The organism is Secundilactobacillus paracollinoides, from assembly GCF_001702155.1.
GTDB lineage: Bacteria > Bacillota > Bacilli > Lactobacillales > Lactobacillaceae > Secundilactobacillus > Secundilactobacillus paracollinoides.
On the sequence record NZ_CP014912.1, the window covers coordinates 543,341 to 569,058 of the forward strand.

The 25,718-nt window shown below is 48.2% G+C and carries 20 protein-coding genes, 1 pseudogene and 1 riboswitch; of the genes and pseudogenes, 4 read left to right on the top strand and 17 right to left on the bottom strand.

Annotated elements, in window-relative coordinates; all coding sequences use genetic code 11:
• Positions 1–145 precede the first annotated feature (145 nt).
• The 9 genes and pseudogenes from ltrA to AYR61_RS02215 form a co-directional block, all read right to left on the bottom strand.
• Positions 146–1,528, bottom strand: coding sequence for a group II intron reverse transcriptase/maturase (gene ltrA, locus AYR61_RS02175; protein ID WP_065900954.1), 1,383 nt, complete (start codon positions 1,526–1,528; stop codon positions 146–148).
• 490 nt (positions 1,529–2,018) lie between these two features.
• The gene (locus AYR61_RS02180) at positions 2,019–2,273 is read right to left on the bottom strand and encodes an LPXTG cell wall anchor domain-containing protein (RefSeq protein WP_056987306.1); all 255 of its coding nucleotides are present in this window, start codon (positions 2,271–2,273) and stop codon (positions 2,019–2,021) included.
• Between the two features lie 50 nt (positions 2,274–2,323).
• Positions 2,324–7,069 carry a lectin-like domain-containing protein gene (locus tag AYR61_RS02185; RefSeq protein ID WP_065901437.1) on the bottom strand — a complete coding sequence of 1,582 codons (4,746 nt, stop codon included), beginning with the start codon at positions 7,067–7,069 and terminating at the stop codon, positions 2,324–2,326.
• 676 nt (positions 7,070–7,745) lie between these two features.
• Positions 7,746–8,390, bottom strand: coding sequence for a thiamine phosphate synthase (gene thiE / locus AYR61_RS02190; protein WP_082615623.1), 645 nt, complete (start codon positions 8,388–8,390; stop codon positions 7,746–7,748).
• Positions 8,383–9,188 (bottom strand): annotated as a pseudogene (gene thiD / locus AYR61_RS02195) (bifunctional hydroxymethylpyrimidine kinase/phosphomethylpyrimidine kinase). Before thiD ends, thiE begins: the two are co-directional and overlap by 8 nt.
• 15 nt (positions 9,189–9,203) lie before the next feature.
• Positions 9,204–9,995 (bottom strand): hydroxyethylthiazole kinase, encoded by a 792-nt coding sequence (thiM, locus tag AYR61_RS02200; protein ID WP_065901439.1) that lies wholly within the window; start codon positions 9,993–9,995, stop codon positions 9,204–9,206.
• A 113-nt stretch (positions 9,996–10,108) separates the two neighbouring features.
• Positions 10,109–10,212, bottom strand: a riboswitch (TPP riboswitch).
• A gap of 24 nt (positions 10,213–10,236) precedes the next feature.
• The gene (locus AYR61_RS02205) at positions 10,237–11,133 is read right to left on the bottom strand and encodes an oxidoreductase (protein ID WP_065901442.1); all 897 of its coding nucleotides are present in this window, start codon (positions 11,131–11,133) and stop codon (positions 10,237–10,239) included.
• An 839-nt stretch (positions 11,134–11,972) separates the two neighbouring features.
• On the bottom strand, positions 11,973–12,824 hold the full coding sequence (locus AYR61_RS02210) for an aldo/keto reductase (protein WP_065901445.1): 852 nt from the start codon (positions 12,822–12,824) through the stop codon (positions 11,973–11,975).
• 81 nt (positions 12,825–12,905) lie between these two features.
• Positions 12,906–13,166, bottom strand: a complete 261-nt coding sequence (locus AYR61_RS02215; RefSeq protein WP_083215449.1) for a hypothetical protein — start codon at positions 13,164–13,166, stop codon at positions 12,906–12,908.
• Positions 13,167–13,423: 257 nt separating this feature from the next.
• Here AYR61_RS02215 and AYR61_RS02220 point away from each other — a divergent pair, with 257 nt between their 5' ends.
• The 3 genes from AYR61_RS02220 (at position 13,424) to AYR61_RS02230 (ending at position 17,220) form a co-directional block, all read left to right on the top strand.
• The gene (locus tag AYR61_RS02220; protein ID WP_065901450.1) at positions 13,424–14,431 is read left to right on the top strand and encodes an aldose epimerase family protein; all 1,008 of its coding nucleotides are present in this window, start codon (positions 13,424–13,426) and stop codon (positions 14,429–14,431) included.
• An 872-nt stretch (positions 14,432–15,303) separates the two neighbouring features.
• On the top strand, positions 15,304–16,734 hold the full coding sequence (rlmD, locus tag AYR61_RS02225) for a 23S rRNA (uracil(1939)-C(5))-methyltransferase RlmD (protein ID WP_082615624.1): 1,431 nt from the start codon (positions 15,304–15,306) through the stop codon (positions 16,732–16,734).
• Between the two features lie 69 nt (positions 16,735–16,803).
• The gene (locus AYR61_RS02230) at positions 16,804–17,220 is read left to right on the top strand and encodes a hypothetical protein (RefSeq protein ID WP_054709730.1); all 417 of its coding nucleotides are present in this window, start codon (positions 16,804–16,806) and stop codon (positions 17,218–17,220) included.
• 225 nt (positions 17,221–17,445) lie between these two features.
• Here AYR61_RS02230 and AYR61_RS02235 read toward each other — a convergent pair whose 3' ends face one another.
• From AYR61_RS02235 to AYR61_RS02260, 6 genes are all read right to left on the bottom strand, one after another.
• The gene (locus AYR61_RS02235; RefSeq protein ID WP_054709727.1) at positions 17,446–17,703 is read right to left on the bottom strand and encodes a hypothetical protein; all 258 of its coding nucleotides are present in this window, start codon (positions 17,701–17,703) and stop codon (positions 17,446–17,448) included.
• Between the two features lie 100 nt (positions 17,704–17,803).
• Positions 17,804–18,103, bottom strand: a complete 300-nt coding sequence (locus AYR61_RS02240) for an OB-fold protein (RefSeq protein WP_054709724.1) — start codon at positions 18,101–18,103, stop codon at positions 17,804–17,806.
• Between the two features lie 139 nt (positions 18,104–18,242).
• Entirely contained in the window at positions 18,243–19,553 is a 1,311-nt protein-coding gene (locus tag AYR61_RS02245; protein WP_065901453.1) for an MFS transporter, read from the bottom strand.
• Between the two features lie 24 nt (positions 19,554–19,577).
• A complete protein-coding gene (locus tag AYR61_RS02250) occupies positions 19,578–20,081 on the bottom strand; it encodes a DUF1440 domain-containing protein (protein ID WP_054709717.1) in 504 nt (167 codons plus the stop codon).
• Between the two features lie 165 nt (positions 20,082–20,246).
• Positions 20,247–21,761 carry a glycerol kinase GlpK gene (glpK, locus tag AYR61_RS02255; RefSeq protein ID WP_082409223.1) on the bottom strand — a complete coding sequence of 505 codons (1,515 nt, stop codon included), beginning with the start codon at positions 21,759–21,761 and terminating at the stop codon, positions 20,247–20,249.
• A 262-nt stretch (positions 21,762–22,023) separates the two neighbouring features.
• Positions 22,024–22,773: a gamma-glutamyl-gamma-aminobutyrate hydrolase family protein gene (locus AYR61_RS02260; RefSeq protein WP_065901456.1), complete on the bottom strand. Its 750-nt coding sequence runs from the start codon at positions 22,771–22,773 to the stop codon at positions 22,024–22,026.
• 685 nt (positions 22,774–23,458) lie between these two features.
• On the opposite strand from AYR61_RS02260, the gene AYR61_RS02265 reads away from it, so the two are divergent.
• Positions 23,459–23,710, top strand: coding sequence for a hypothetical protein (locus AYR61_RS02265; RefSeq protein ID WP_065903711.1), 252 nt, complete (start codon positions 23,459–23,461; stop codon positions 23,708–23,710).
• A gap of 362 nt (positions 23,711–24,072) precedes the next feature.
• On the opposite strand, the gene AYR61_RS02270 is transcribed toward AYR61_RS02265, so the two are convergent.
• Positions 24,073–24,945 carry an alpha/beta hydrolase fold domain-containing protein gene (locus tag AYR61_RS02270; RefSeq protein ID WP_065901459.1) on the bottom strand — a complete coding sequence of 291 codons (873 nt, stop codon included), beginning with the start codon at positions 24,943–24,945 and terminating at the stop codon, positions 24,073–24,075.
• Positions 24,946–24,969: 24 nt separating this feature from the next.
• Positions 24,970–25,623 (bottom strand): NAD(P)H-binding protein, encoded by a 654-nt coding sequence (locus tag AYR61_RS02275; protein ID WP_065901462.1) that lies wholly within the window; start codon positions 25,621–25,623, stop codon positions 24,970–24,972.
• Positions 25,624–25,718 lie beyond the last annotated feature (95 nt).

The following is a 25,718-nucleotide window of genomic DNA, read 5'->3' on the forward strand; positions in this document are numbered from 1 at the left end:
AGTGTATCACTTTTAGTCATAACGGTGGTTAAGATAGGACTTATCATTCACAAGGTTGATAATCGAGTAGGAGGTAATTGATTAATTCAATTACCGACCTCTCACACCACCGTACGTACGGTTCCGTATACGGCGGTTCAATAATTTAAGCACTTTGTATTGACTGGAGTGTCTTGCTCATATTGATGAGTCCAAGGCGTTCCAGTCTTTTGTTTGTCAGAGTATAGGTCAATGTCTTGCTATGCGCAGTTCGCCAATAACCCTTACGGGTATTGGCCATTGTATAAGCACTGGTGCCAGAAAGCCCCAGTTTTACAAGATGATTGACCTTTGTTTTGAGCTTCTTCCACTGTTTCCAAATATACTGGCGAATCCTTGCTCGCAACCATTCGTCTAAGTGACGGATAAAATTGGTCATTTTCCCGACCGAATAGTACTGTAACCACCCACGCATCTTTTGATGAATCTCGTTAAACACCAGGTTTAACGAAACGCCCCGATTGCGCTTGGTCATTTTCCTGAGTGCAGACTTGATGCGTTGCTTGGCCTGCCAAGCAGGTCGCGCATACGCACCTCCTCGACCAACCCCCAAGGAAAATCCCAGGAACTTGGCCCGCAGAGGCGAACTTACTGATGTCTTGTCCTCATTGACGGTGACCTTTAGGTCGCCTTCAAGAAAGCGAGTAACATTAGTCAGAACCCGTTCTCCAGCACGTTTGCTTCGGACATAAATATTACAATCGTCCGCATAGCGGACAAACTTATGACCTCTGGAAGTTAACAGCTTATCCAGTTCGTTGAGATAAATGTTAGCCAAAAGTGGCGATAAGGGGCCACCTTGAGGGGTGCCTTTATCACTTCGTTCAAATAGACCACCATTCATGACACCGCTGGTTAGGAAGCGACGAATGAGATGCAGTATCCATGGATCCGTAATATACTGCTCAATAAATTTAATAAGCAGATCGTGGTTGACCGTATCGAAGTATGCTTTTAAATCGAGATCCACGACATAGTGATAGCCCTGATTGTAGAACTGAACCACTCTATCAATGGCATCTTTAGCACTTCGATTCGGTCGGAACCCAAAACTATTATCTGAGAAGACACGCTCAAATGTTGGCACCATGACTTGCGCCATGGCTTGTTGAACAAGTCGGTCAATCACAGTTGGTATTCCGAGCTTGCGTTTACCACCATTAGGTTTTGGAATTTCAACCCGCTTAACGGGACGAGGCCGATAGGTCTCGTTTTGTAAAGCTTGCAGTAATTCCTGTTTATGTTTCCTCAAGTAGGGCAACAGTTCGTCAACGGTCATTCCGTCTAGTCCTGCTGCACCTTTGTTTCTGCAGACGCGAAGATAAGCCTCGTTCAGGTTATTTCGGTCTAAGACTAACTCTTGAAACTTAGTGCCGTTCATCATCGTATTTTCACCAGAGTCAGTGCTACGCACCCCGACTTGTTCTTGGGCTTCCAGTCCTACTGTCCGCCGGCGGTCAGCTTTTTCTGTATTCTGCGGTTGTTGCACTGTCTCCACCTCCAATATCAATGATGACCTATTATTGTTCAGCCCTTCGTGGCAGATACCACTACTATGGCCTCGGCTGACTCCTGTATCGTTCTGCACCACATCACTGCGATGTTTGTTCCTGTGGCGCTTAGCGCGCCTCTTGTCGGGAACGTACGATACAGGCCTCCCCGGGTAAGAACGCCCACTTTCGTACCATGTCATTGCCAGCTTTACTGCGATGGCCTCGAGTAGTATTGGACTTTGGTTTGTTTGGCAACCTCGTCCGACCAACACAGCCTTATAGCTGATTCTTGTACATCAATGCGGTACTTTGTCGCCGACTTCCTTCAGATTCCACCTCACGATGGACACCCTTGTCATTGACTTGCGGTTCCGACTACTACGGCCCGCAACGGACTTTCACCGTCTAGTTGGCGCCCATGCCGGGCGCACCAAAAAGAAGATTACGTTTAATTTACGTAATCTCCTTAATGATTGAGCTAGTTATCTATTTTGTGTCATGTTTCTTACGCGTGACGCCTAAGCCTAGGAAGCTCATAAGGATGCCAAGCAGACCCATCATTGAGTAGGCTGACGCTTGTTCATCCGTTTGCGGCAACGTCTCGTTTTGTGTGGCTTGCTGATGAGTCGTTGCGCCCGCGATATCATTTTGCATGGTGCTTACAGCGCCTTGATCATCGGCACGTTGCGTATGAGATGTTGCCGTCTGGTTACCAGTGTCGCTCGCTAATGCGGGTACCATATCAACCGCTGCCGAAGCTAACTCGTGTTTCGAAGGTGACTGAGCTGTATTCAGGTCGTCCCCTTGTGGGCGCCGTGACTTGCGATATGAATTGGCGTTACCGTTTCACTGATTGATGCGAGATCGGTCGGTTTCTGCACAGTAGTGCTGTCAGAACCATCCGACTGTTCAGGTGTCACAATACTTGGCTGGTTGTTCTGTCCATCGTTCTTCGGTGTTGAAGTGGTCCCAGTGTTTTGAGTATCACCGGAATTGCTGCCAGTGTTTTGACCAGAGCCTGAATTGTCGGGTTGGTTGGTTACGATTGGTGTATAGATGACCTTGTCATCCGTTGTAATGTTGCCTTTCGTATCCAAATGGGCCGAAATCGTGTCATGGTCAGGCGTGTAGCCTGGTAGCGTTGGCACCTTAACGTCAACTGACTGATCACCCTCAACTGTGACACCGTCGACCGTGACGTCACCTTTGTTGCTGGGGATTGTGACCGTGCCTGTTACTGGGCTTGGGGTGTAGGTTACTGTTTCGTCTGTTTTGATTGTGCCATCTGGCTTTACTGTCGCATTCACCGTATTGTGATCTACCGTATATCCCGGCTTCTCCGGTACTTCAACAGTAACCGTCTGATCCGTCTGTCCGGTAACGTTGTCGACAATGATGTCGCCTTTATTGCTAGGAATCTTGACCTTGCCTGTTACTGTGTTTGGTGTGTAAATCACCGTTTCATCCGTGGTGATAGTGCCATCTGGCTTTACTGTCGCATTCACCGTATTGTGATCTACTGTGTAGCCCGGCTTCTCCGGTACCTCAACAGTAACCGTCTGATCCGTCTGTCCGGTAACGTTGTCGACAATGATGTCGCCTTTATTGCTAGGAATTTTCACAGATCCTGTTACTGAGTTAGGTGTGTAGGTCACCGTTTCGTCTGGGGTGATTGTGCCATCTGGATTTATAATGGCTTGAACCTTGTTGTGATCTACCGTATACCCTTTCTTCTTTGGCACTTCAACAGAAACCATCTCGTCCGTCTGTCCTGTAACGTTGTTGACAATGATGTCGCCTTTATTACTAGGGATTTTCACAGATCCCGTGACCGTGTTGGGTGTATAGGTTACCGTTTCATCTGTTGTAATCTTACCGTCTCGGCCCACGGTCGCTTTAACAGTGTCATGATCTGAGGTGTACCCTTTTTTCAAAGGTACCGTCACATCAACGATTTCATCAGTATCGCCGGTCACACCATCAACTGTTATTTTGGTGCCATCAGTGTTTGAAATCTCGACAGTGCCAGTCACACTATTGGGTGTGTAAGTCACATTCTGTGATCCATCTTGTGTAGGCGTCTGAATCGTTTCAGTTGTCGAGTATCCTGGAATTAATGACATATCGATTGTACTGCCTGTCGTTCCAGTTACTTGCAGTGGCTTGTCCGTTGTAATTGGTTCGCCGGTTTTACTGCTAATCGGCACAATTGTCACCGTTTGTTTAGTTGGCGTATAGGTAACCGTTTGGGTGCCATCTGTTGATTGAATCTTAACTTTTTGATCCGTGGTATATCCCGGGATCACTGGTGCGTCAACATTTGTGTTAGTGTCCCCTGAAACAGTTAAGATCGTCCCATCTGTGATAACCATTTGTGTGCCATCACTTGAAACTGGGTTAACAGTCACCGTTTGTTGTGTTGGCGTATAAACGATGGTCGTGGTCGTACCATTTGCGGCTGGAATTTCAACTTGAGTTGTTGGTTCATACCCTGAGATTTTCGGAGCGTCAACCTTACTGTCTGTGCTCCCTTTTACTGTTAAATCAGTGCCGTCATCAACCTTGATCACCGTTTCACCTTGCACATCCTGCAAAACTGGAACGACCGTCACCTTTTGTTCAGTCGGCGTGTATTCAACGATAGAAACCTCATCAGCCGTTACTTTCTGATCTTTATTGGCAGGCTCATACCCAGGAATATTAGGTATCGTAATGGGTGTTCCAACTCTCCCATGTTCACTTACAGGATCAGTCAATTTTTTACCACCATTATGAGTGGGATAAACAGTATAATCGATTTCTTCCCCTGGAACGCTAATAATAACTGTCGTACCGGTCTTTTGGGCATCTGACAGCCCATTCTCAGCCCCCGTCATCACTACAGTATCATCAGTCGTAACGCCTGTCTTCCCCAACACTTGCGCGCCAGACAATTGGCTGCCCTGAGGAACATTGAGAAAAATCGTTTTTAATTCTCCAGTCGTTGAGTCAATAATGTCATTTAAATCCACGCCGGTGAGTGTCTCAATGACCTGACCATTTTGATCCATGACTTTGACTGTGGCATTCGTGTAATCGTAACTGTCATCCCTCGGCAACAACGTCATATCAACCATGTACGAATTACCATCGTTCTGCCAAGTATTCGTGTTAGTGGTCTTGTTAGCCGTATCCGTAAAACTAATGTTGCCAGTGTCTGAATTACTGATGACGTTTTTAGAAAGCGTGCTATCGTCACCATTGGTTTCAATTTGAATGACTGGTACGACGGATAACGTACCGTTGCTTTGAGTGGTCAGTTCGATGAGGTTAACCGTCACGTTATCGGCGTCGCCATCCACGAAGGTGATTTTACCGTTCATTGCCTGACCGTCTGCCAAGCCATAAACAGTGCCATCATCTGCCGTATAGGTACCATCGTCAGTCGTCACAAATGGTACGTCACTCGAAATTTCCTCTTGCCCAGACACAATTTTCGTCGCCACCGTTTTTCCTGTGGTCGTGTCCACATAAGTGAGGGTTGCATCCTTCGCGGGAATCGCGGTGTAAGTAACCGGCGTCTTAACTGTAATTGATCCGTCAGCATTCACAAGACCCTGCGTAGTCGTTTCAGTTGTAGTATAAACTGTCCCATTTCCGTCTGTGTATGTGCCAGGAATGTGTTTAACCGTGACTGTTTCCCCAACGGATCCAGAAACATCTGAGATTGTGACAGTGCCACTAGTCTCATCGCCGTTTGTTTGAACAAGCGTTGTTGGAACCGTTACAGTCGTTTTAATCGTGTTTGGTTCGTAAGTCACTAACAGTGTATTATCCGCAGCTGCCCGTGATACGGTCATGATAACTTGATCAGCCGCAATTTTCTGACCATTCAAGGTGATTTGTGACACGTGGTAGCCCTGCAGCTTTGGCAGTGTCAGGTTCACATCACTGGCAGTCGTCCCATCTGGGCTCACTGCCAGCGTATCACCAATATTCGCGCTGACGTTGGAGGTTTGCAGTTCGGGTGCATCCGTGCCGTTGACGTGATAGTCGATGGTGACAAGCTGAGACTTCACATTTCCAGTAAAGCTGTCAACCGTGGCAACAGTTGTTGCAGTTTGATTGCCATTGGATGAAATCAAACCAATACTAGAATTCGTTGAAGCCGTGTATTTAGTGGAAATGGTAAACCCATTTTTGTAGGCGTCACTATCATTGCCGTACCAGGTCACCGTCAAAGTCCCACTCACGGTTCCCGTTGTTGGATCAAGCGTGGTCAAATCTGGTTTCCAAGTGGCAACAAAGTGTTCACCAGATGCGTTAGCTGCGGTGGAAGACCCTACTGCACTCGATGGTGAATAAGCCTTCTCTGAGTCCACGTCTGGAGTGACAACGGACCCATCTGCATTGGTGGTCACAAATTTAACAACAGCTTGATTCAAACCATCATTTCGGATTGCCGCTCCGCCAGCACTCGTATCTTGACTGCCATTTGTACCAGTCACATCAAGTGCAACCCCATTTTCCGGGTGACCGTTTTTGTTAATCCAACGATTTCCAATCACTTGTAACGTGCCTGGATCGTTATCAAGACCGCTAGCAGTGGAAACGGGTTCGTCAGCAACCTCAGTGTAGTTCACACCGTTGGCAGCTTTTCCAGTTTGAGATTGTGTGTTGTAATGCGTATCAATAACTGCCGCAATCGAATTGCCAACACCACCGATACCGAATGCATTGCCATCGCCACCTAAACCAAGTTGGTCCTGGGTGGCTCCTGAAATCACAATTCCTGCCCCATCACCAAGTTGCCAACCACTAAATCCAACACCCCAGTCCGAATCATTATCGGCATTCGTATCTGTGGCATCCGCTGTAGCGTCATCGTCCTTACTGAATTTAAAGGACCCACTCATCTCCCAATCATGAGTCATATCAACATCGTTATTGAAGATGATGTTCCCGGCCTTATTTTTAACAGTATCCTGGGTTAACGTAAAACTACCGTCTGTTTCATCCGCGGTAGTCGTTGGCGATTTACTGGTTGACGTTTTCCCATCATTTTTAATGGCCGATTCTCCCGGAGTAAAGTACTCCGAAGACGATTGCGAATCCGTTGCTGTAATTGGCCGTGTTGCATCAACCGGCGTGGTACTCGTTTCACTACCATCACCTTTTAACGTGTCATTCTCGTTAGTAGTGGATACTGAGTTTGGTTCGGCAGGTGTATCCGTTGTTGTGGTGCCATCAATCTGTGGCGCTGGCTGATCAACTGGTGCCTCCTGTGATGTAACGTCACTGGTTGAATCAGTTGATCCAGTCGCCGGCTCAGACGGTGTCGCTTGCTGATCCATTGGAACATCAGTAACCGTTGTGTCGGCGTATGCCGTACCAGCCATCCCTAAACTAAGGCCGATACCAACCGCAACCGTAACGACCATGACCCCTAAGACCCATTTGCTGACCAGCCACTTTGTCTTTGACTTATACAATTTGAACCGTGCGTTATCGTTTAAAACTTTTGTTTGTTGCTGTTGATTATGTCGACTAAATTTCATAAATGCCATCTCCCCGAAAATGGTGCTTACTCGTTAGTTAACGAGTAATACAGTGAACCCCATTAAATATTTACTGAGTTAAAGATAGCACATTTTTGAATTTAGCGAACGCTGTACGTAACATTTGTAATACATATGTAATTTTTATGTAATATTAAATTCACTTATACATTTAATAAATACAATCACTAAAAATAAGTAAGACACCACGCCTGTTAAATGGGGATTCAGGGCGTATTCTGATAAGCAGTATTGTCCAACCGCTTTCATGATAAGTCACGATTAGCAACACATTGTGGTTTTTGTCGTGCATTATTTGAGGCTATTTTTGTTGTCTTAGATCGTCATACAGTTTCATTAAGCTTATTTTATTTTAATTAAATTCTTAAAGATACATCTTGGGAAATGCTGGGTGAAATTGGTGGGTTGAAATATTACAAAAATTTTGGGAGCGGCGTCTTTTAGAGACTAAAAACACGACTGGTTATTTCGAGAAGTCGAAATTACTCGTCGTGTTTTTTTGCGTTTTATTGTTTTGCTTTCTTAGCTTCTGTGCCGAAACGCGTTCCAGGAGGCAAGAGGTTGCACCTAAGCGACTTCAGGCACAAATTCCAGAACCGTGAATTTCTGCCTGAAGTCGCTTAGGCTCCACCTCTTAACCGCCTCCTTCCACGCTCTAGGCCTCTTTCATCGCCTTCACAACCCCGCCAATATCCGAACTGCCCGCAATCATCGAAATAACTGACGACCCTGCCGCACCCGTTTGGATCACGGCTGGCAACTGATCAACCGTAATGCCGCCGATGCCGACCACTGGCCGCGTTGCCAGCTCAACCAGATGCTGCAATCCTGCTAACCCAATGACTGGGTCAGCATCCGCCTTTGATCCCGTTGGGAAGACCGGACCGCTGCCGTAATAGGCGATGCCCTCAATGGCATTTGCTGCCTTAATCTCAGTCTCGTTTGAACATGAAAGGCCAATGAACGCCTGGTCTCCCATCTCAGCGATGACCGACTGCACACCTTCATCCGACTGGCCAACATGGATGCCATCAGCGTGAACGCGTTTCGCCAGGTCAACGTCATCATCCACAATAAATGGGACGTACGCCAAGTGACACAAGTCTTTCAACCGTTTTGCGACCGTTAATCGCGTTTCCGGTGTCAGCGTTGAACCGGCGCCTTTATCCCGAAACTGATAGGCTGTAATGCCTGCTCGCAATGCGGTCTGCACCGTCTCGACCAGATCTTGATCCGGTCTCAGGTCTTGGGTGCCACAGATGAAGTAAGCCTTTAACATTGATGGTTCAAAACTAATCATTAGCGTGCGCCTCCCCATATGCCCAGTGGTTCAGCGGGCCATGACCATGACCAACTTGAATCGTGTTACGAATAGCTGCTTCAACATAATCCTTAGCAATTCGAATCGCCGTTTCAATGCTATTCCCCTTCGCAATTTCAGCGGTCATGGCACTCGATAACGTATCGCCGGTCCCGTGGGTGCGCACTGTATCGACACGCGGTGCTGACAGCCAGAAATCCTTGCCAGATTCCAGCAGCACGTAATCGCGAACCGTGTCGGTGTTGCCGTGGCCACCCTTGATAATGATGTTTTTAGTGCCGGCAGCCTGCAACTGTTGGGCAGCTTCACGCATGGCGGCATCGCTCTTGATGCTCAAGCCAGTCAGGCGCTCGGCTTCAGGCAGGTTGGGGGTGACGATCGTTGCCAGCGGGAGCAGATCGCGTCGTCGGCCAGCAGCGCTGCCCCACCCTTCGCAATCATGACCGGGTCCACCACAACTGGGCCAAAATCATATTTTTTCAGATTATCCACAACGATGTCCACATGCTCGGCATCCGCCAACATGCCCGTCTTGCAGGCTTTGATTGCTAAATCATCCGCCAGTGAAGCGAACTGTTCATCAATAATTTTCTTTGGCAGCGCCATAAAATCCTGGACGCCCAGCGTATTTTGCGCCGTTACGGCAACGATGACCGCCGAGCTAAACACGTGGCGCTCCTGCATGGTCTTCAGATCAGCCATCACACCGGCACCGCCACCGGAATCAGTCCCCGCAATCGTTAGGGTCTGGGGAAACGAATTAACCTCTTCACTCACTATTGTTCACGCCTTTCAGTCAAACTTCGCAATTTTTTCAATATCCGCAACAGAAACCAGATGGAGCGCATCCATCAGCTGGGCCGCAAAGGTGCCGGGACGTTCTTCGCCCAATTGGTTGGCAACGATCTCCCCCGTGGCAGCAAACACAAGGCAAGCCGTCTGCGCTGCTTCAAAGTAATCGCCATCACTTACGGCACAAAAGGCGCCCACGATACTGCTCAACATGTCACCAGATCCAACGTGGAGCTGGAACAGTGGTGTCCCATTTTGCACGCGAACCACGCGCTCACCATCCGTGATGTAGTCCGTTTCGCCACTTAAAATGACGACAGCGTGCTGTTTCTTAGCGCATGTCTTCGCAATTTCTGCCAAATCAGCATTGCCAGATCCAGCATCGATGCCCTTAGCGTCCCATGCAACTTCCGCCAGCGCCGCAATTTCACCGGCGTTACCGCGGATCACGTCCACCTGGAACTGGCGCATCAAATCAGCGGCTACTTGTTTCCGGTAACTAATTGCACCAACAGCAACTGGATCCAGCACAAGCGGCCGGTGTTGCGCATTGGCGGCCTGGCCCATGGCTAAAATATGGTCGACCTGAGGCTTTGAAAACGCGCCAAGATTCAGTGCAACTGCTGAACTAATCCCCACCATCTCGTCGGTTTCAGCAATCTCTTCGGACATGATCGGTGACGCCCCAATAGCATTGATGCCGTTGGCCACATCCTGCACCGTCACAAAGTTCGAAATGTTTAACACCACTGGGTTCTTTTCTCGAATCTCATCCAATAAACTAATTTTCATGTTGCTAACCTCCGCTACGTGTCTAATACACGTGAATTATGGTTTAAAACAACGTTGTGCGCAAAAAAGAGCCGAACAAGAACGTCTCTTGTTCGACCCACTTCCGGTTACCCGGTCATCGATGAACACGTTCCTACGCAAGCATTACCTTACAGGTTCAAAGGGATAGACGTTACCGCCATCTCAGCCCCGTTACGGGACACCCCTCGTGTTGTTTGTCTTAATCATACCTGTAACCGTTTTACTCGTCAACTTCTGAAGCGTCGTCGAAATCTGGGTTATCAGGGTCTGTCTTATTGTTTTGATACTTCAATGCCAACTTGCCGCTTTGTCGCAGCAGAAAGTCCATGGCACTGTCCGGCAACACCCGCCGTGCAAACGCACCAACCGGCGCACCGCCGCCAACCGCATAGCGGGCACGTGGTCGTCTCACAGTCGCCGCAAAAGTAACCTTGCGCGCAATCACTGACGGCTCAGACCCAAACTCGCTGATGGTCTTTAAAAAAGCACCCGCTTCTGCGGACAACTCTTGGTAAGGGCCATCGCCAGCGACGTCAGCCAACTGTTCGGCTGAAATCTTAGCCCAGTCTGACTTAATGTCACCCGGTTCGATCACGATGACCTTGATACCAAAGTCTGCCAGTTCAAGCCGCATTGCGTCACTGATGCCTTCAATCGCAAACTTTGACCCGACATACCAGCCACCCAATGGATTGGCAATCTTGCCGTCCAGGGAACTAATATTGATGATCCGCCCATCCTGCTGCTGACGCATGATTGGCAGAACTGCCTTACTCATTTCAGTCACACCAAACACGTTGACATCAAACTGTTGATGCGCCTTTTCCAGCGGTACCTCTTCGATGGCACCAAACACCCCGTAACCGGCATTATTGACCAACACATCAAGCCGACCCTCGTCCGCCGCAATTTGTTTGACAACGGTCTGAATATTATCGGTATCTGTGACGTCCAAATAAGTGGTGTGAATGCCGAGCGCTTCAAGGCCGCCCATTTGGTACACGCGCCGAGCGCCCGCATAGACCGTGAAACCGTGGCGGTACAGATGCTTCGCGATCGAAAACCCAATCCCTGATGAGGCGCCGGTTACCAGCGCAACTGGTCGTTTACTTGTCATGATTAAACCCTCCAGGCTGCGCGACAACTCAGTGGTGCCACGCAATTATTCTATTTTTGTAAGTGGTTACATGTATTATAACGCATTTAGGTGGTCGGCCAAGATTTCATGATGTATTCTACAGATTTCTGATGAAAATAGCATTCAATTCCCGCTCCGTTCCGCCGGTCGGCCCTGCAGGCTGAGGTGGGGTCGCTCTGGAGAGCTAGTGAATGTCTTTTCAGAAATTCAAGGATCTCCAACGTCTCCCGTATTAGTAACCGACCCAAGTACAGTCGCCAACTAATACCGACACCACAGCCTGCAATGCCGACCGGCACCACTTCGCTAAAATCCTGATCGAATTAACATTAACCGGAAAGCATTCACAGGAACATCATGAAACAAGTTAGTGAAACACAACTCTGAGCTAACACCGTAAAAAGCATTGCTGTCAGAAAATTTATTAGCGGTCGAGGGCGGATTCTCCTCGGACATGGGTTAACGCCCACTGAGATGCTAAACTAGCCGTGAAAGCTTGCTCACAATCAGTGGAATGGAGCAATTTGGCAGGCCGTCGTGGTGTCGACATCAGTTAGCGACCGTTCTTGGGTCGGTTACTGATGTGCGAGACGACTGAGATCCACTCGAGAGCTGCGCAGCAGAAATCGAGTTAGCTCAGTCGCGAGCCACGACGACGGCCTGCCAAATTGCGAAATGCAACGAAATCACCAAGCAATCTCAACCCATAGAAAAAAGCCGCAACAGTCTCACAGGGCTGCCGCGGCTTTTCAGTTGTGTGCATGGTTTAAATGAATCTAAAAATAGAACTCACTGTTTAGTGATGGCAAACGTTTAGATTAAAAACGCGCTGTATCTGGATCTTGAGCATAACCAGCCACACCTTTGAAAGCTTCATCTAGCTGAGTCATATCGGTATGTGCTAGATTGAAGTCGAAAATTTCGGTGTTGGCTTGAATGTACTGCGTGTGTACAGACTTCGGCAATGGTAAGAAACCATGCTGGAGTTGCCATCTCAAGATCAATTGAGGAACGGACTTGCCATATTTTTCAGCAATCGCGGTAATACCTTTGTTCTTGACCAGCTTCCCTGTCCCAAATGGGCTGTAGGCTTCAGTCAAAATATGATGGGCATCGTTGTACGCCACCACTTCTGGTTCGAGATCGGACGGATTGATGAACAGTTGGTTCACCATTGGGGTTACCTTAGCAGTCTTTAATAGGGCATCCAGATGTTTGGGCCGGAAGTTTGAGACACCGATTGCTTTTGTCTTGCCAGCATCGTATGCTTCCTCCATTGCCCGCCAAGAACCGGCGTTCATTTCTTCCCAGTTATCCCGGAAAGCAACTGGGTTTGCCCAGTGAATCAGGTACAAGTTGACGTAATCTAAGCCAAGCTTTGCTAGAGACGTTTCTAGGGCTTTCTTAGTTGCATCATAACCATGATCCGCATTCCACAGCTTGGTCGTTACGAAGAGTTCGTCACGGTCAACGCCAGAATCTTTAATGGCCTTGCCAACACTGTCTTCGTTACCATACGCTGCGGCGGTATCGATATGACGATACCCAGCTTTCAGGGCATCCAGAACTGCGTGATAGGCTTCATCGCCATCCGCTGACTGCCAGGTACCAAATCCAATCACTGGAATCTTGGTCCCGTTTGCTAACTGGTACGTATCCGTTAATGACATTGGGGTTCCTCCTTGTTTCAACGCAATTATCACACCTATACCAGTGTAGCAAGAGTCGCCCTCAAAGCCAATTATTTTGCCTTACGCCATTTCTGGTGCAACGGTCAACCAATCATATTGGAGAAGCTGATGCGTGCCCTTAGTGACTGGCACCCAGATTTTTGCTCGCGCAATATCCTTCAACGATTGCCAGAAGGAGCGATCCTTCTTGTTTGTTTCAGCTGTTGAAATTGTGATCAGTTGGTTCGATTCGGTTTTAGCCGTCAGTTCCTTGTCCGAAACTGAGACAAGCTGAACGGCGATCGTTTCCATATGATTATCAATGATTATCATTGTTGTCAAGTAGCATAGTGATCCTTCCTTCCAAGTTGTACATTGCGTTACTTGATTACAAAATCTATTGTACAGAAGAATTGTCGTTTTTTTGTTGTGTTTCTGTGTTGTTTTTGTGAAGGATGTGTAAAGGTTTTGTTAAGGTATTAGAATTCACTAAAAATCTCGTTATTTTACTAAAGTTTTTTCATTTTTCAGTTTGGTTTTTCATTTAAAAGCGTATACTAGTAGGTGATTAAGCGTTTTCACATAAGGAGGATTTTTTCATGCAGATTTCATCCGAAGTATTTGGCCAAAAAGACGGCCACGACATTGAACGATATACAATTACAAACAAAGACGGTAACTTTATTAAGGTCCTGACCCTTGGTGCCACTTGGCAATCCTTTACGGTCAACGGTACCCCGTTGATTGCCCACTTTGACGACCTCGCGCACTACGACAGTCCTGCATCATACAGTCTGTGCAAGTCGATTGGTCGGGTTGCTGGGCGGATCGGCAAGGCCACAGCCACCATTGATGGTCAGGAAGTTCATTTCGACCAAAACGAAAACGACAATACCTTACACGGCGGCTTCCACGGGTTCTCAGAAATCATCTGGGACGCGGAACAATCCATTCGTGACCATGACGCCAGCGTGACGTTCTCACGTCACATCGATAGCGACGAAGACAACTTTCCTGGCGACTTGGACGCCCGCATCACCTTTACGTTAACGGACGACAACAAGGTGTCCATCACCTTCTCAGCCGCCTCGACAGCTGATACCCTGTTTAACCCAACAAACCACGTTTACTGGAATATCACCGATGGTCAAAAAGATTTGACCACCCAGCAGCTCCAAGTCAACGGCAAGCGCCGGCTGGAACTCAGCGACAAAGACAAGGTGCCAACTGGCAACTTTGTTGATCTCGCTGGTACTGGCTACGATTTCAGCAAGTCTCGTGACATCCCAAGTGCCCTGGCTGACATCAAGCAGGAAACTGGGAAGGTCGAAATTGATGACGCTTATGAAGTCACTCCAAGTGCTGACAAGCCCATCGCAACGTTGAGTGACAGTGCTTCTAACCGTCACGTGGACATCTTCTCAGACCGAAACTCACTGGTCGTCTTCACCGCTAACCCATTTAACCAATCAAAGCCATACAACGCCTTAGCAACTGAAGCGCAGACTTTGCCAGACGCCATTCACCACGACGGGTTCGGTGACATTACGTTGCCATCCGGTAAATTACAAGAATATACCATCAGTTACCAATATTATGAAAGATAACGTGTAAAACCGCTTACAAATAGCGTATAATGAGACTTGTAAACAACTAACTAATCTCAACTACACTACAAAAACACACCTCAGGCCTGTTGTCTGGGGTGTGTTTTTCTGTGTTGCAACAATATTGTTGTATTTAACTCGAACAGGGAGTCTTCCCAATTATGGATGATACTGCCGTTGCATTGCGCGATTTGACACTCCGCTGTGGTGGCTCGCGATGAAGCTAATTCGATTGTCGCTGTGCGCCACTCGAATGGATCTTCATCGTCTCGCATGTCACTAGGTGGCCCAAACCCGCGCCCACCAAGTGACATCGACACCACTGCTCCGTGCCAAATTGCTCCATTCCACTGACTATGCGCTTATTTCTTACTATTGGTTAAGTATCAATAAGGTGTTAAACCGAGTTTGCTGAGAATCCGCCCTCGACTGCTTGTAAGGCTATTAATAGCAATGCTTCAGGCCAAGTTGAAAATGTTATCGACTAATTATCGAGTTTTATGGGGTCATCATGAGGAGTTGTTACTTAATATCGCAAGAATAGCGTAGTGGAGCCGTTCGGCATTGCAGGCTGTGGTGTCGGTATTAGTTAGCGACCGTACTTAAGTTGGTTACTAATACAGGAGATCCTTGAATTTCTAGTTTATATTGCGGAAACGTGCTCCGCGAGGCAAGGGGCTACTGCAGAAGGGCGTCTGGGCACAAAAGTCAGACCCAGACTTTTGTGCCCAGACGCCCTTCTGCTCCGCCCCTTAACCGCCTCGCTCCACACTCTCAAGTTTTGAAATGTTCGCCGAGTCTGATACAATACTCTATGCACTAGATGACAGTATTTAATAAGAAACAACCTCAACCCAAAGAATGGACAAAAAATGACAACCCCACAAAAACATTACACACACAATCGGCGACCACAACAGCGGTCAGCTGACGTTCAAGTTGAAATCGGTCAACGGTTCCCGCTGACTATCAAGCGTCTTGGCATCAATGGTGAAGGGATCGGCTACTACAAACGCAAGCTGGTCTTTATTAAGGGTGCCCTTCCCACAGAGGTCGTCGTCGCAGAAGTGATTGGCATCAAGCCAACATTCCTGACGGCGAAAATTCACCGGATCAAAACCCCCAGCAAGGATCGCGTGACCCCACGAGATGATTACGCTGGCCAAGTCGGTGGCTTTGAACTCGAGCATCTCGCTTATCCGGCACAACTCGCCTTTAAACGTGACGTTGTGCAGCAGTCGCTTGAGAAATTCAAACCACATGGCTACCACCATTACATTTTAAAACCGACAATTGGGATGGACGACCCCTACAGCTATCGGAATAAGGCGCAGTTCCAAGTGCGCAAGACGGCCGAGGGCCAGGTCATTGCCGGCCTATATGAAGAGCACAGCCACAACCTGGTTGACCTGGCAACCTGTTCCGTTCAGATGCCCGCCACGATGGCCGTCATGCGCTTTGTCGTTTCGCAATTGCAGGACCTTAACGTCGCCATCTATGACGAACGACGTGAGACCGGACTTGTTAAAACAATTGTTGTGCGTGAGGCGGCTGCGACCAATGAATTGCAGGTGGTGCTCGTCACGACCAAGCCGACCTTCCCGCAACGCGACGAACTGGTTAGCAACCTGCAGGCTAAATTTCCAAACGTGGTCTCCATCATGCAAAATATCAATCCAGAAAAAACCTCACTTATCTGGGGTGATGACACCATTCGATTAGCCGGGAAGGATCAGATCCGCGAAGAACTTAAGGGCCTGCAGTTCAACTTATCTGCCCGCGCGTTCTTGCAGTTGAACCCCTACCAGACGGTGAAACTGTACGATGAAGCCCTCAAAGCGCTTGACCTTGGTGAAAACGAAAACGTGGTCGACGCCTACGCTGGCGTCGGCACGATTGGCCTCTCCGTTGCCCACGCCGCCCACGAAGTTCGCGGGATGGACATCATTGCGGATTCCGTGAAGGATGCCAACGAAAACGCCGCGTTAAACGGCATTACCAATGCCCACTACGAAACCGGCAAGGCGGAAGACGTTATTCCACGATGGATCGACGAAGGCTTCTCGTTTGACGCCCTCATTGTTGACCCGCCGCGGACTGGCCTTGATGATGGCCTTATCCGGACGATTCTTGACACACTGCCACAGAAGTTCGTCTACATTTCCTGCAACCCATCGACCCTGGCCCGCGACCTGAAACAGCTCACAACTAAGTACCACGTGGACTACATCCAATCCGTCGACATGATGCCGCAAACGCCGCGGTGTGAAGCCGTCGTTAAATTTACACGGGCCGAATACTAGCCATTTTGCAAAATTTGTCTTATCATTGATGAATAACTTTTAACGAGCCAATTTGAAAGAAGGTCTATCATGCAAAATCCGTTTCAAAACGGCGATAATAACGAGGGACCAAATGGCTTACCGGTGCCACCAAACTACGCAACTGTGAAAAATGAAAACGGCGATGTCCGCATTGCTAAAGTCGGCTTCTCCTGGACCGTCCTGTGGTTTAACTTGATCGTCCCGATCTTTCGCGGCGACTGGTACAACTTGCTGTGTATGGTCGGCATTGAAATGGGCGTGCTGTTTGGCATTTATTCCCTGCCAACCAACAACATGGTGAGCTACGCCATGAGCGTGGCAAGCGTTGCCTTCAATCTGGTCTGGGCCGGTCTTTACAACCTGATGTATTTTCGACACTTGTTCAACCGCGGCTTTAAGCCGGCAACGGATCGGTCGAAAGAGCTGTTGACGCGAGTGGGGTATTTGCCGAAAGCAATGAGGTAGAGAGTGGAGGAAAACGGTAGGAAGCAGAGTGTAAGTCAACTCTGGCAGAAATACTGAACTTGGCATTTTTGCCAGAGTTGATTTGCATGCAGCTTTCTGTTTTCCGGAACTCGTTTCGGCACAGTAGTCAAGACCCTCAATCACCAACAAAAAAACAATACAAAGGGGCGCCTTGGAAAAAATCCAAGACGCCCTTTCTCTACATAAATCTAAATCCGACTCACCCTAATCCTCATCAAAAAACTCACGCCGGGCTTCCTCAGACTGATTCAGATCCACCGCCGGAATATCGGCCAAATCCTGACGAATCTTTGACTCGATATCCGAATCATCTGATGTCTTCGATCCAAACGGCAGACCACCAAATTCAACAACTGCCTGATAGAACTGCGTAACGGCGTTATTTGAACTTATTCCTAACTGTTGAAACACATGCTCAGCTTGAGTCACTAACTGGTTATCAAGTACAAATTCACGTTTCACTTGAGTCACGCTCCTAACGATGCCTTATTCAAAACCATCATTAGGGTATCGATTACCCTTATAAAATTCAAGTTACACCACTTAACTAGCCGAAATTTAATCAGGCTACTTCCACAATCGTACTATGCTTCAGCACAACGCCACCCTGCGTAAACCCAGTCGAGTTCCCAGTAATGGTCACCTGATTCCCCTCATGAACGGCATCATAGTCACTGACAACAGCCATGACCCAGAGTTTCCCGTCACTTGGATTGCCCATTTCAATTGACGGCAACCCATATGAATCTGGCCCAACATAGGTGACTTGACTGGAAACGGTGACCATTTGACCATCATAGGGACTGCTATGGGTGCCGGTGTAGCTCTCAAACAAGTCTTCTGCGGTTAATTCTGGTGTCATTCTAAACGCTCCTTTTAAAAAAACAGTTTAAAGTACAACTAAAGTACTCACCGAGTTTATCACAGCCCAAATAGTTGTCAATACAATTGTTTTCATTACAATAAAGTGCAACAAAAAAACGCCCATCACAAGGCGTTTTTTAGTGAATCACATTTCTAATCTTTTTCTCGTCATACCCCAGCAGCACTAAAAACATCACCACATAAATGACGAGCGGAATCCAAATATAGTTTACATTGATCATTGTCAGTGTGGCCGCGTTCTGCGCGTGATCAGCGGTGTAGCCGGACAGCTCAAACAGCCCGGCCGTAATGAGCCCACCGACGCCCAATCCAACGTTGACACCAAAGTTATCACTAGACGCCAGAATGCCTTCCGCTTGGATGCCCATGGCCGACCCGTAGCGAATCGTATCTGAAATCATGATGGATACCAGGCCGACGATCATCCCGTGACCGATCGAATTAATAACGATTCCGGCAAAGAGCACCTGCAACTGCGGCAGATAGACCCCAGCTAACATGATGACTTGGCCGACAAACGCGGTCACAATTCCCATTAGCATGGTACGCTTATTGCCGCGAATATTGGACAAATGCATGATCAGGACAACACCAATCAGAGACGCTAACGTAAAACTGTTCGCTAATGGGACAAGGTTCTCGTTTCCCAGCGTGTATTTGAAATAGTAAATTGCCGTTTGGTTTTTGATAGCGGTCACCAGCCAAAACAGGAGGATCACCACCGATATGACGAACCACGGTGTGTTCTTCAAGATCATCGGCAACACTTTTTTAAACGGCTGGTGCGCAATTTTAGGATTGCTATAGCGTTCCCGCACGTTAAAGAACGTGTTCCAAATCAGGATCAACGAGATCACGCCAAACAACGTAATCGTCAGCAGAAACCCGCGTTGCTGATTTCCCTTACCAAAAAATGCCACTAGGGGCAGCGTGCAGACGGCCACAATAATTTGAACCGAACTGCCAAAGAACTGCCGAATCACACCGAGAAAGGTCAGCTCGCGTTCGTTTCGCGACATGGTCGGTAAAATGGCCGTGATCGGTAAGTTGACCGCCGTGTAGAAGAATCCTAACCCCAGGTAGGTGACGTAAGCCCACACGAGTTTTCCAGTGTGTGAAAACCCTGGCGTGACAAAGGTTAAAATCGCAAAAACCACATAGGGCAGTGCCGGCCATAAAAACCACGGTCGGCTCTTGCCCCACCTCGAATGGATATGGTCGATCAAGACACCGATCAGCGGGCTTTCAATCACATCCGCGATTCGTGCCACAACGAAGAGGATAGCTGCTTCTCCCGGCGTCAGACCATAGACATCGGTGTAAAAGAACAGCAAGTAAGTCGTCATTACCTGAAAAACAAGGTTATCCGCTGCATCGCTGAGCCCGTAGCTGAGCCGTTCAGGCCACTTGGTTTGCCAATCAGACATCCCAACAACCCCCCCGATTAAAAACTAGTTGTGCTGTTTTGCCGTCAAATTGCGGTAGATGCTGTCACTGATAAAGTCGTTGGCGTGCATCCAGACAACGTGACCAACCGCTTCGGAAATATGTTCTTCAATCGGCTGGTCCTTAGCATCCGGCACAGTCTTCATCGCTGGCATAACACCGAGATGAAAGGCACTCCAAATGCTCAGGCCGAACAACGACCCCTTCCCCGCCTTAATGAACGGGAGGTAATGACCCGCCACACTGTAGAGAATGGCGAATGATGTCGAGAAACCAAAGTGGATCAGGAACCCGGCAATCGGCATCTTTTGTTCAGAATAGGTATAGGTCGCATTCCGAATTTTTTCTGGAACACCAACCTGCTCCATCAAATGCTGCGGCGGGTTGACTGCGTTACGCGCTGGTGTTCGCGGCGGCAGGACGTTTTCCCACCCTAACTTAACGAACCCTGAAAAAATACCAGCGACGGTGCCAGCAATGACCGCCGCCTTTAAATCTGTTTTTGCCATGCGAATCCCTCATTTCTATATAAGTGCTAAATCTTTTTATACTTGTTAATTAGTATAAACCGCTTTCTTTTATAGCAACAGGAAAAGAACTTCACTGTTTTGCTAAGAAAAGACTAATCAACATCTACAGTCGATTAGCCTTATTTTTAGCTTCATTTGCTCACGCTATGCTTCGGTTTTAAACGCTCTTGTTGCTTCTACCGCAACCTTCCAGCCGTGGTACAGCCGTTTCCGACGGTCATCCGCCATATCCGGTTTAAACGTCTGCCCATCCGCGTGAATTTTTTGAATGTCATCCAGATCTTGCCAGTACCCAGTCGCTAACCCGGCACAGAAGGCAGCACCCAAAGCAGTGGTTTCTTCGTCACTGGACCGCACGATCGGCACGTTTAAAATATCCGCCTGAAACTGCATCAAATAACGATTCCGCGAAGCGCCACCATCGGCCAGCACTTCCACCACCGGCATCCCCGTATCCTGGCGCATGGTATCAATGATATCTCGCGTCTGATAGGCGATCGACTGCAGAGTGGCCTTCACAAAATCACTCCGGTTGGTTCCACGACTGAGACCGAACACGGCACCGCGAGCATCCTGGTCCCAGTACGGTGCACCTAACCCGTTAAAGGCAGGAACTACGTAGACTTCATCGTCATCCGTCGACGCCATGGCGACCTGTCGAGATTGCGGCACGTTATCAATGATCTTCATGCTCTCAGCCAGCCAGTTCAGCGCAGTCCCGGCCACGAAGACCGACCCTTCAAGCGCGTAGGTCATTTTGCCGCCAAGGTCGTAGGCAATCGTCGTCAGCATTTTATTGTTGGAAAACTGCGGCTTGTCCCCCGTGTTCATCACGATGAAGGCCCCGTCACCATAGGTATTCTTGACCTCACCAGGTTTAAACGCCATCTGACCGATCAGGGCTGCCTGCTGGTCACCAACCATCCCAGCAATCGGCACTTCAACGCCATAGAATTGGTAGTTTTTAGTCGTCCCGTAGACTTCAGAACAGCTGTGAACTTCCGGCAGTAACTGACGCGGAATGTTCAGCAACTTTAAAATGTCGTCGTCCCATGTGAGCTCATTAATATTAAACATCATGGTTTGACTAGCGTTGGTGTAGTCAGTGATGTGCAGCTGGCCGTCTGATAATTTCCAGGTCAGCCAACTGTCAATGGTGCCCATCAGCAACTCACCCTTTTCAGCGCGTTCCTGCGCCCCAGGGACATTATCCAGCAGCCAGCGCACCTTCGTGGCTGAGAAGTAGGAATCAATGACCAGCCCAGTCTTCTCGTGGATCACGTCTTCGTACCCATCACTCACCATCTTCTTGGCGATGGCTGCCGTCTGCTTAGACAGCCAGCCGATTGCATGGTAAATGGGCTGACCCGTGGTCTTATCCCAAATGACCGTGGTTTCACGTTGACTGGAGATCCCAATGCCGTCAATAAATTCTGGATGCACCCCAGCATCGATGAGCGCACTGGCAATCACCGACTGGACCGAGTTCCAAATTTCGTTAGCGTCCTGTTCCACCCAGCCATTATGCGGGTAGTATTGCGGAAACGTCTTTTGGCTCTCGATCACCTTGCGCCCTGAATGGTCAAATAACATCGCTCGGGTAATTGAGGTCCCCTGATCGATGGCGAGAATGTAATGTTCCGGCTCCTTCATTGACATAAAACTCCAGCCTCCAATTTTAACGTGCCGTTAACGGCGTCCTACTTTAGAAAACGATTTCATAAACTGATGTTATCATAGCATAACCACCGCCGTCATTTGATTTGTCTTAAAAATTGCACTTTCTTAATGGTTGGTCTAGCAGTAAACGTTTAATGTTCATGGTATAACTGAAACATTAGAAATTGGTATAGTTAATAATATTGTGAAATCAAAAAAGTAACCAATCGTTCTACTATCAAACGATGGTTACTTTTTAAAGTTATTGTGGTTGTTTGCGAGTCCGTTTCGCCACTTCTGTGCTGCGTTCAACAAGGTCTGCAAACAGTGCCTTAGAACTTGCATGGTGTTTATACATATTCTCTGGATGCCACTGCACCCCTAAGATCTGGTCATTTTCAATTGATTCAACCGCTTCGATCACCTGGTCATCTGCCCGCGCAGTGACCTTCAACGTCGGCGCCACATCGCGAATTGCCTGATGGTGCCGTGAATTGATATAGGGCCGCTCGCCCGCAATCTTAAATAACCGGCTATCTGGTGCCACAGTAATGTGGTGTGACGGCATGTTGCCTGGTGCCAGCTGATTGTGTTTCAACGTCACGTGTGGGTCCTGTGACAGATCCTGAAACAGCGTGCCGCCAAGGCCAATGTTGACCAGCTGCATCCCGCGGCAAATATCCAAAATGGCCTTGCCGCGCGCAACAGACTGTTTCAATAATTCAATTTCAAACAAATCCCGCTTGCGATACGTCGGTCCCAATTTTTCAAAGGGTTCTTCACCAAAGAACGTGGGATCAACATCATAGCCGCCTAAAAAACAAACCCCGTCAAACAGATCCATATAGTCAACCACATCATCTGGGTCAACACTTGGCAAGATCACTGGCACGCCGCCAGATTTAACCACCGCTTCAATCGCTGGTCGTGGTGCATAAGCCGCGTTACGTTCGTTGATAATGTTTGTCGCCTCAGCTAACGTATCTGCCGGTAAAGCAATTCTTGGTCGCACGTTCAAAGCCCCCTTATTCAATCGTTGTTTGTGCCGGTCTGGTGTTTTTAAACACTAGACAAAATCACATACTTAAAGTAAGAAAATAGCATGCTGTCGCCGGAAAAGCAAGGCACTCGCTTGATACGCTCTTAACTATCTAGTGTACCATGATTTAATGGGCAGTTTGAGCTGTTTTCGTGGATTTTTCTATTAGCAAAAATATTTTCACGGGTTATATTGCGGTATGTGTCCGTTATATTCCGTCATTTCACTCATATTGCTGATGGAAGTAACCACGATTAAATATCTAAAGATAGTCAAGGCTGGTTTGTAGAGAATCCGCACGTGACTGCTGACAACCCATTAAGAGCAATGCTTGTTACGCTACTGTGAGGATTTGGTGGTTAACTGTTAATTTTGGACTATCAGTTAACACATCAGAACTCACTGTTTTTCATACCACTGATTAGAAGATTATTTATTGGCTATCTTTCTATGCCACATTGCCGAAACGAGTTACAGAAGGCAAGGAGTTGCACCTAGTGGACTTCGACCATCAAAGCCAAGACCGGGCTTTAATGGTCAAAGTCCACTAGGCTCCACTCCTTAACCGCCTTCTTCCACTCTCTATTTAACATCCCCCCCAAATAAGCGTACATTAGAGTTGTAACTAATTTGTGAAAATGAGGTAGATTTTATGGCAATGACAGAACGTCAATTAATTCAAGAAATTCTGAACACCGTAGCCCTTGTCTACGACTTTGAAAACGCAGATGAAGACGCTAACGAATACACCCTGCTGATCAACCATCAGGATAATGACAACCGTGATTTGGAAGCGGTTAATAAAGAAATGCGGCACTATTTTGAAGATGCTAATTTCGATTATAAGGAAGAGTTGAATCCTACTGATACTGATAAGCCGGCTGATTTGCGGGTTACGATTAAACGATAGAGAGTGGAACAAACTGGTCAAAGACTGGAGCAGAAGCGGACTATTTTATAAAATCCCGGGTTTGGATTTTGTAAAATAGTCCGCTTCTGTGCAAGTCTTTAGTTTGTGGAACTCGTTTCCACACGGTAGCCTAGAAAGTCAAAATAATGCAGCTATCTGTCGTAAATCACAGTGGTATTGCCGCTACCGGCCTTGTTAGTTAATTGATTAACGCTATGAAAGTTGTTTTTTAGGCAACCGTACCGAAACGCGCTCCAGAAGGCAGGGGCGGCCATGTAAGCGACTCTGTCAAAAATTCCAAGTTCGGGAATTTCTGACAGAGTCGCTTACATTCTGCCCCTTAATCGCCTTCCTCCGCGCTCTTACCTCATCATCCCCTGCAAATACCGAAAAGTCCGCCGACTCTCCGGCAAATTTGTCCACAGCAGATAATCATGCATCATATTCTTTAACTCATGGGTGTCCACATCCGTACCATCCGCCGCCGCCAACTTTTCAGCTAGCGCTTGGTGCTCCGGCAGTAAGACTTCTCTGGTCCCGTAAAACAAACCAATTTTACCTAGGTGATCTAAATCACCATTGATTGGACTCACCCTTTTGTCCGTCAACGCTAGCTTACCCGCATATCTTTCAGCCACCTCTCGCAGCGCATCCAGCGGCAACTCTGGGTCACCCGCCGCACCGGCTTCAAACGCCGGTGCTGTCATGGCGAGATCTGACCATGGTGAAACGAGTAAGGTGCCGCTTGGCATCGGCAACTGGTTGTCCCGCAAGTGTTGCAACAGTACCAACGCTAAGCCACCGCCAGCCGAATCACCCAGTAAAAAGTACTCGTCCAGTGGAAATTGTTTGCGGAGTTCTTGATAGGCTTTAATGGTAAACGGCACAGTATCGTGTGCTGTATACTCCGGCGTCAGTGGAAAATCAATGGCGGTCACATTGGCACCCGTATCAGCTGCCAGGAGCTCCATCCATTCACGGTGACTCTCTGTTGCCCGCAAGGTATAAGCACCCCCGTGCAAGAGGATAATGTGCTTTGAGGCCGCCTCCTGTGTGACCAGCGTCACCAGACGGCCGTTTGGCATTGCCGTGGTTTTGACCCGTTCCGGCGCCGCAAACTTTGTCGCAGCCAGCTCATCCGTCCGGCGACCCGGATGTCGAAGCCCTGCCGCCACCTGTTGTTTTAACCGCGAATGTTTTGTTTTAAAATATAACCAATTTCCGCTTAAACTCACAATTGCCACCTGCCATCAATAGTCTTATTCTGTATCCGCGTTACGGACCGTAAACCGTTCCTGGTGATTTTCCGGCGATTCCAGTTCGTCCAACACAGCCAGCGCCATGTTTCCCGTTGTCAGCTCCGACTTCCCGTCGGCGTCAAACATCACATCGTTACTTCCCATTATATACCCCGTATCGATGCCGGGCGTAAAGTTCCGTTGTGGCGAAATGGCGACCCAGTCCACATTATCGACCATTTGAAGGATCGCTAATTCGTGAGATTGATTCAATGGGACGCCGATCCAGTCCTCGTGGCCGGGCGCCTGCAATAATTGATCGATCAGCGGCTTGCCATCCGGCATATTCAGGCTGGCAGCCCCGACGATGACCAGCAGCCGCGTGTCCGTATCGCGCAGATCGTGAATCAGTTTTGCTGCCAGATCCATGTGCAGGTAGGCCAATGGTGAGCCCATCGGTACCCCAAACGCGTCCACGATGACGTCAAACCGGGTCAGGTCTTCCTTGGTTAACGCAAACCCATCCTTGACCAGCAATTCTGCATCTTCGCCAAGCACCGCCTGCGCCTTCTCAGCATTCCGCACAATTGCGGTTGCCTCATGCCCGCGCTTGATGGCCTCTTCGTAAATTTTGGAACTGGCTTTTCCGTTGCCGCCGATAATTGCAATTTTCATAATCGCGCCTCCTATGTGTCATTGTATCGCCAGTATAACGCTTTCATAACAGTGCTCAAAGCAATGTGGACCGGACGTGCTGTCTGACTTTTTTC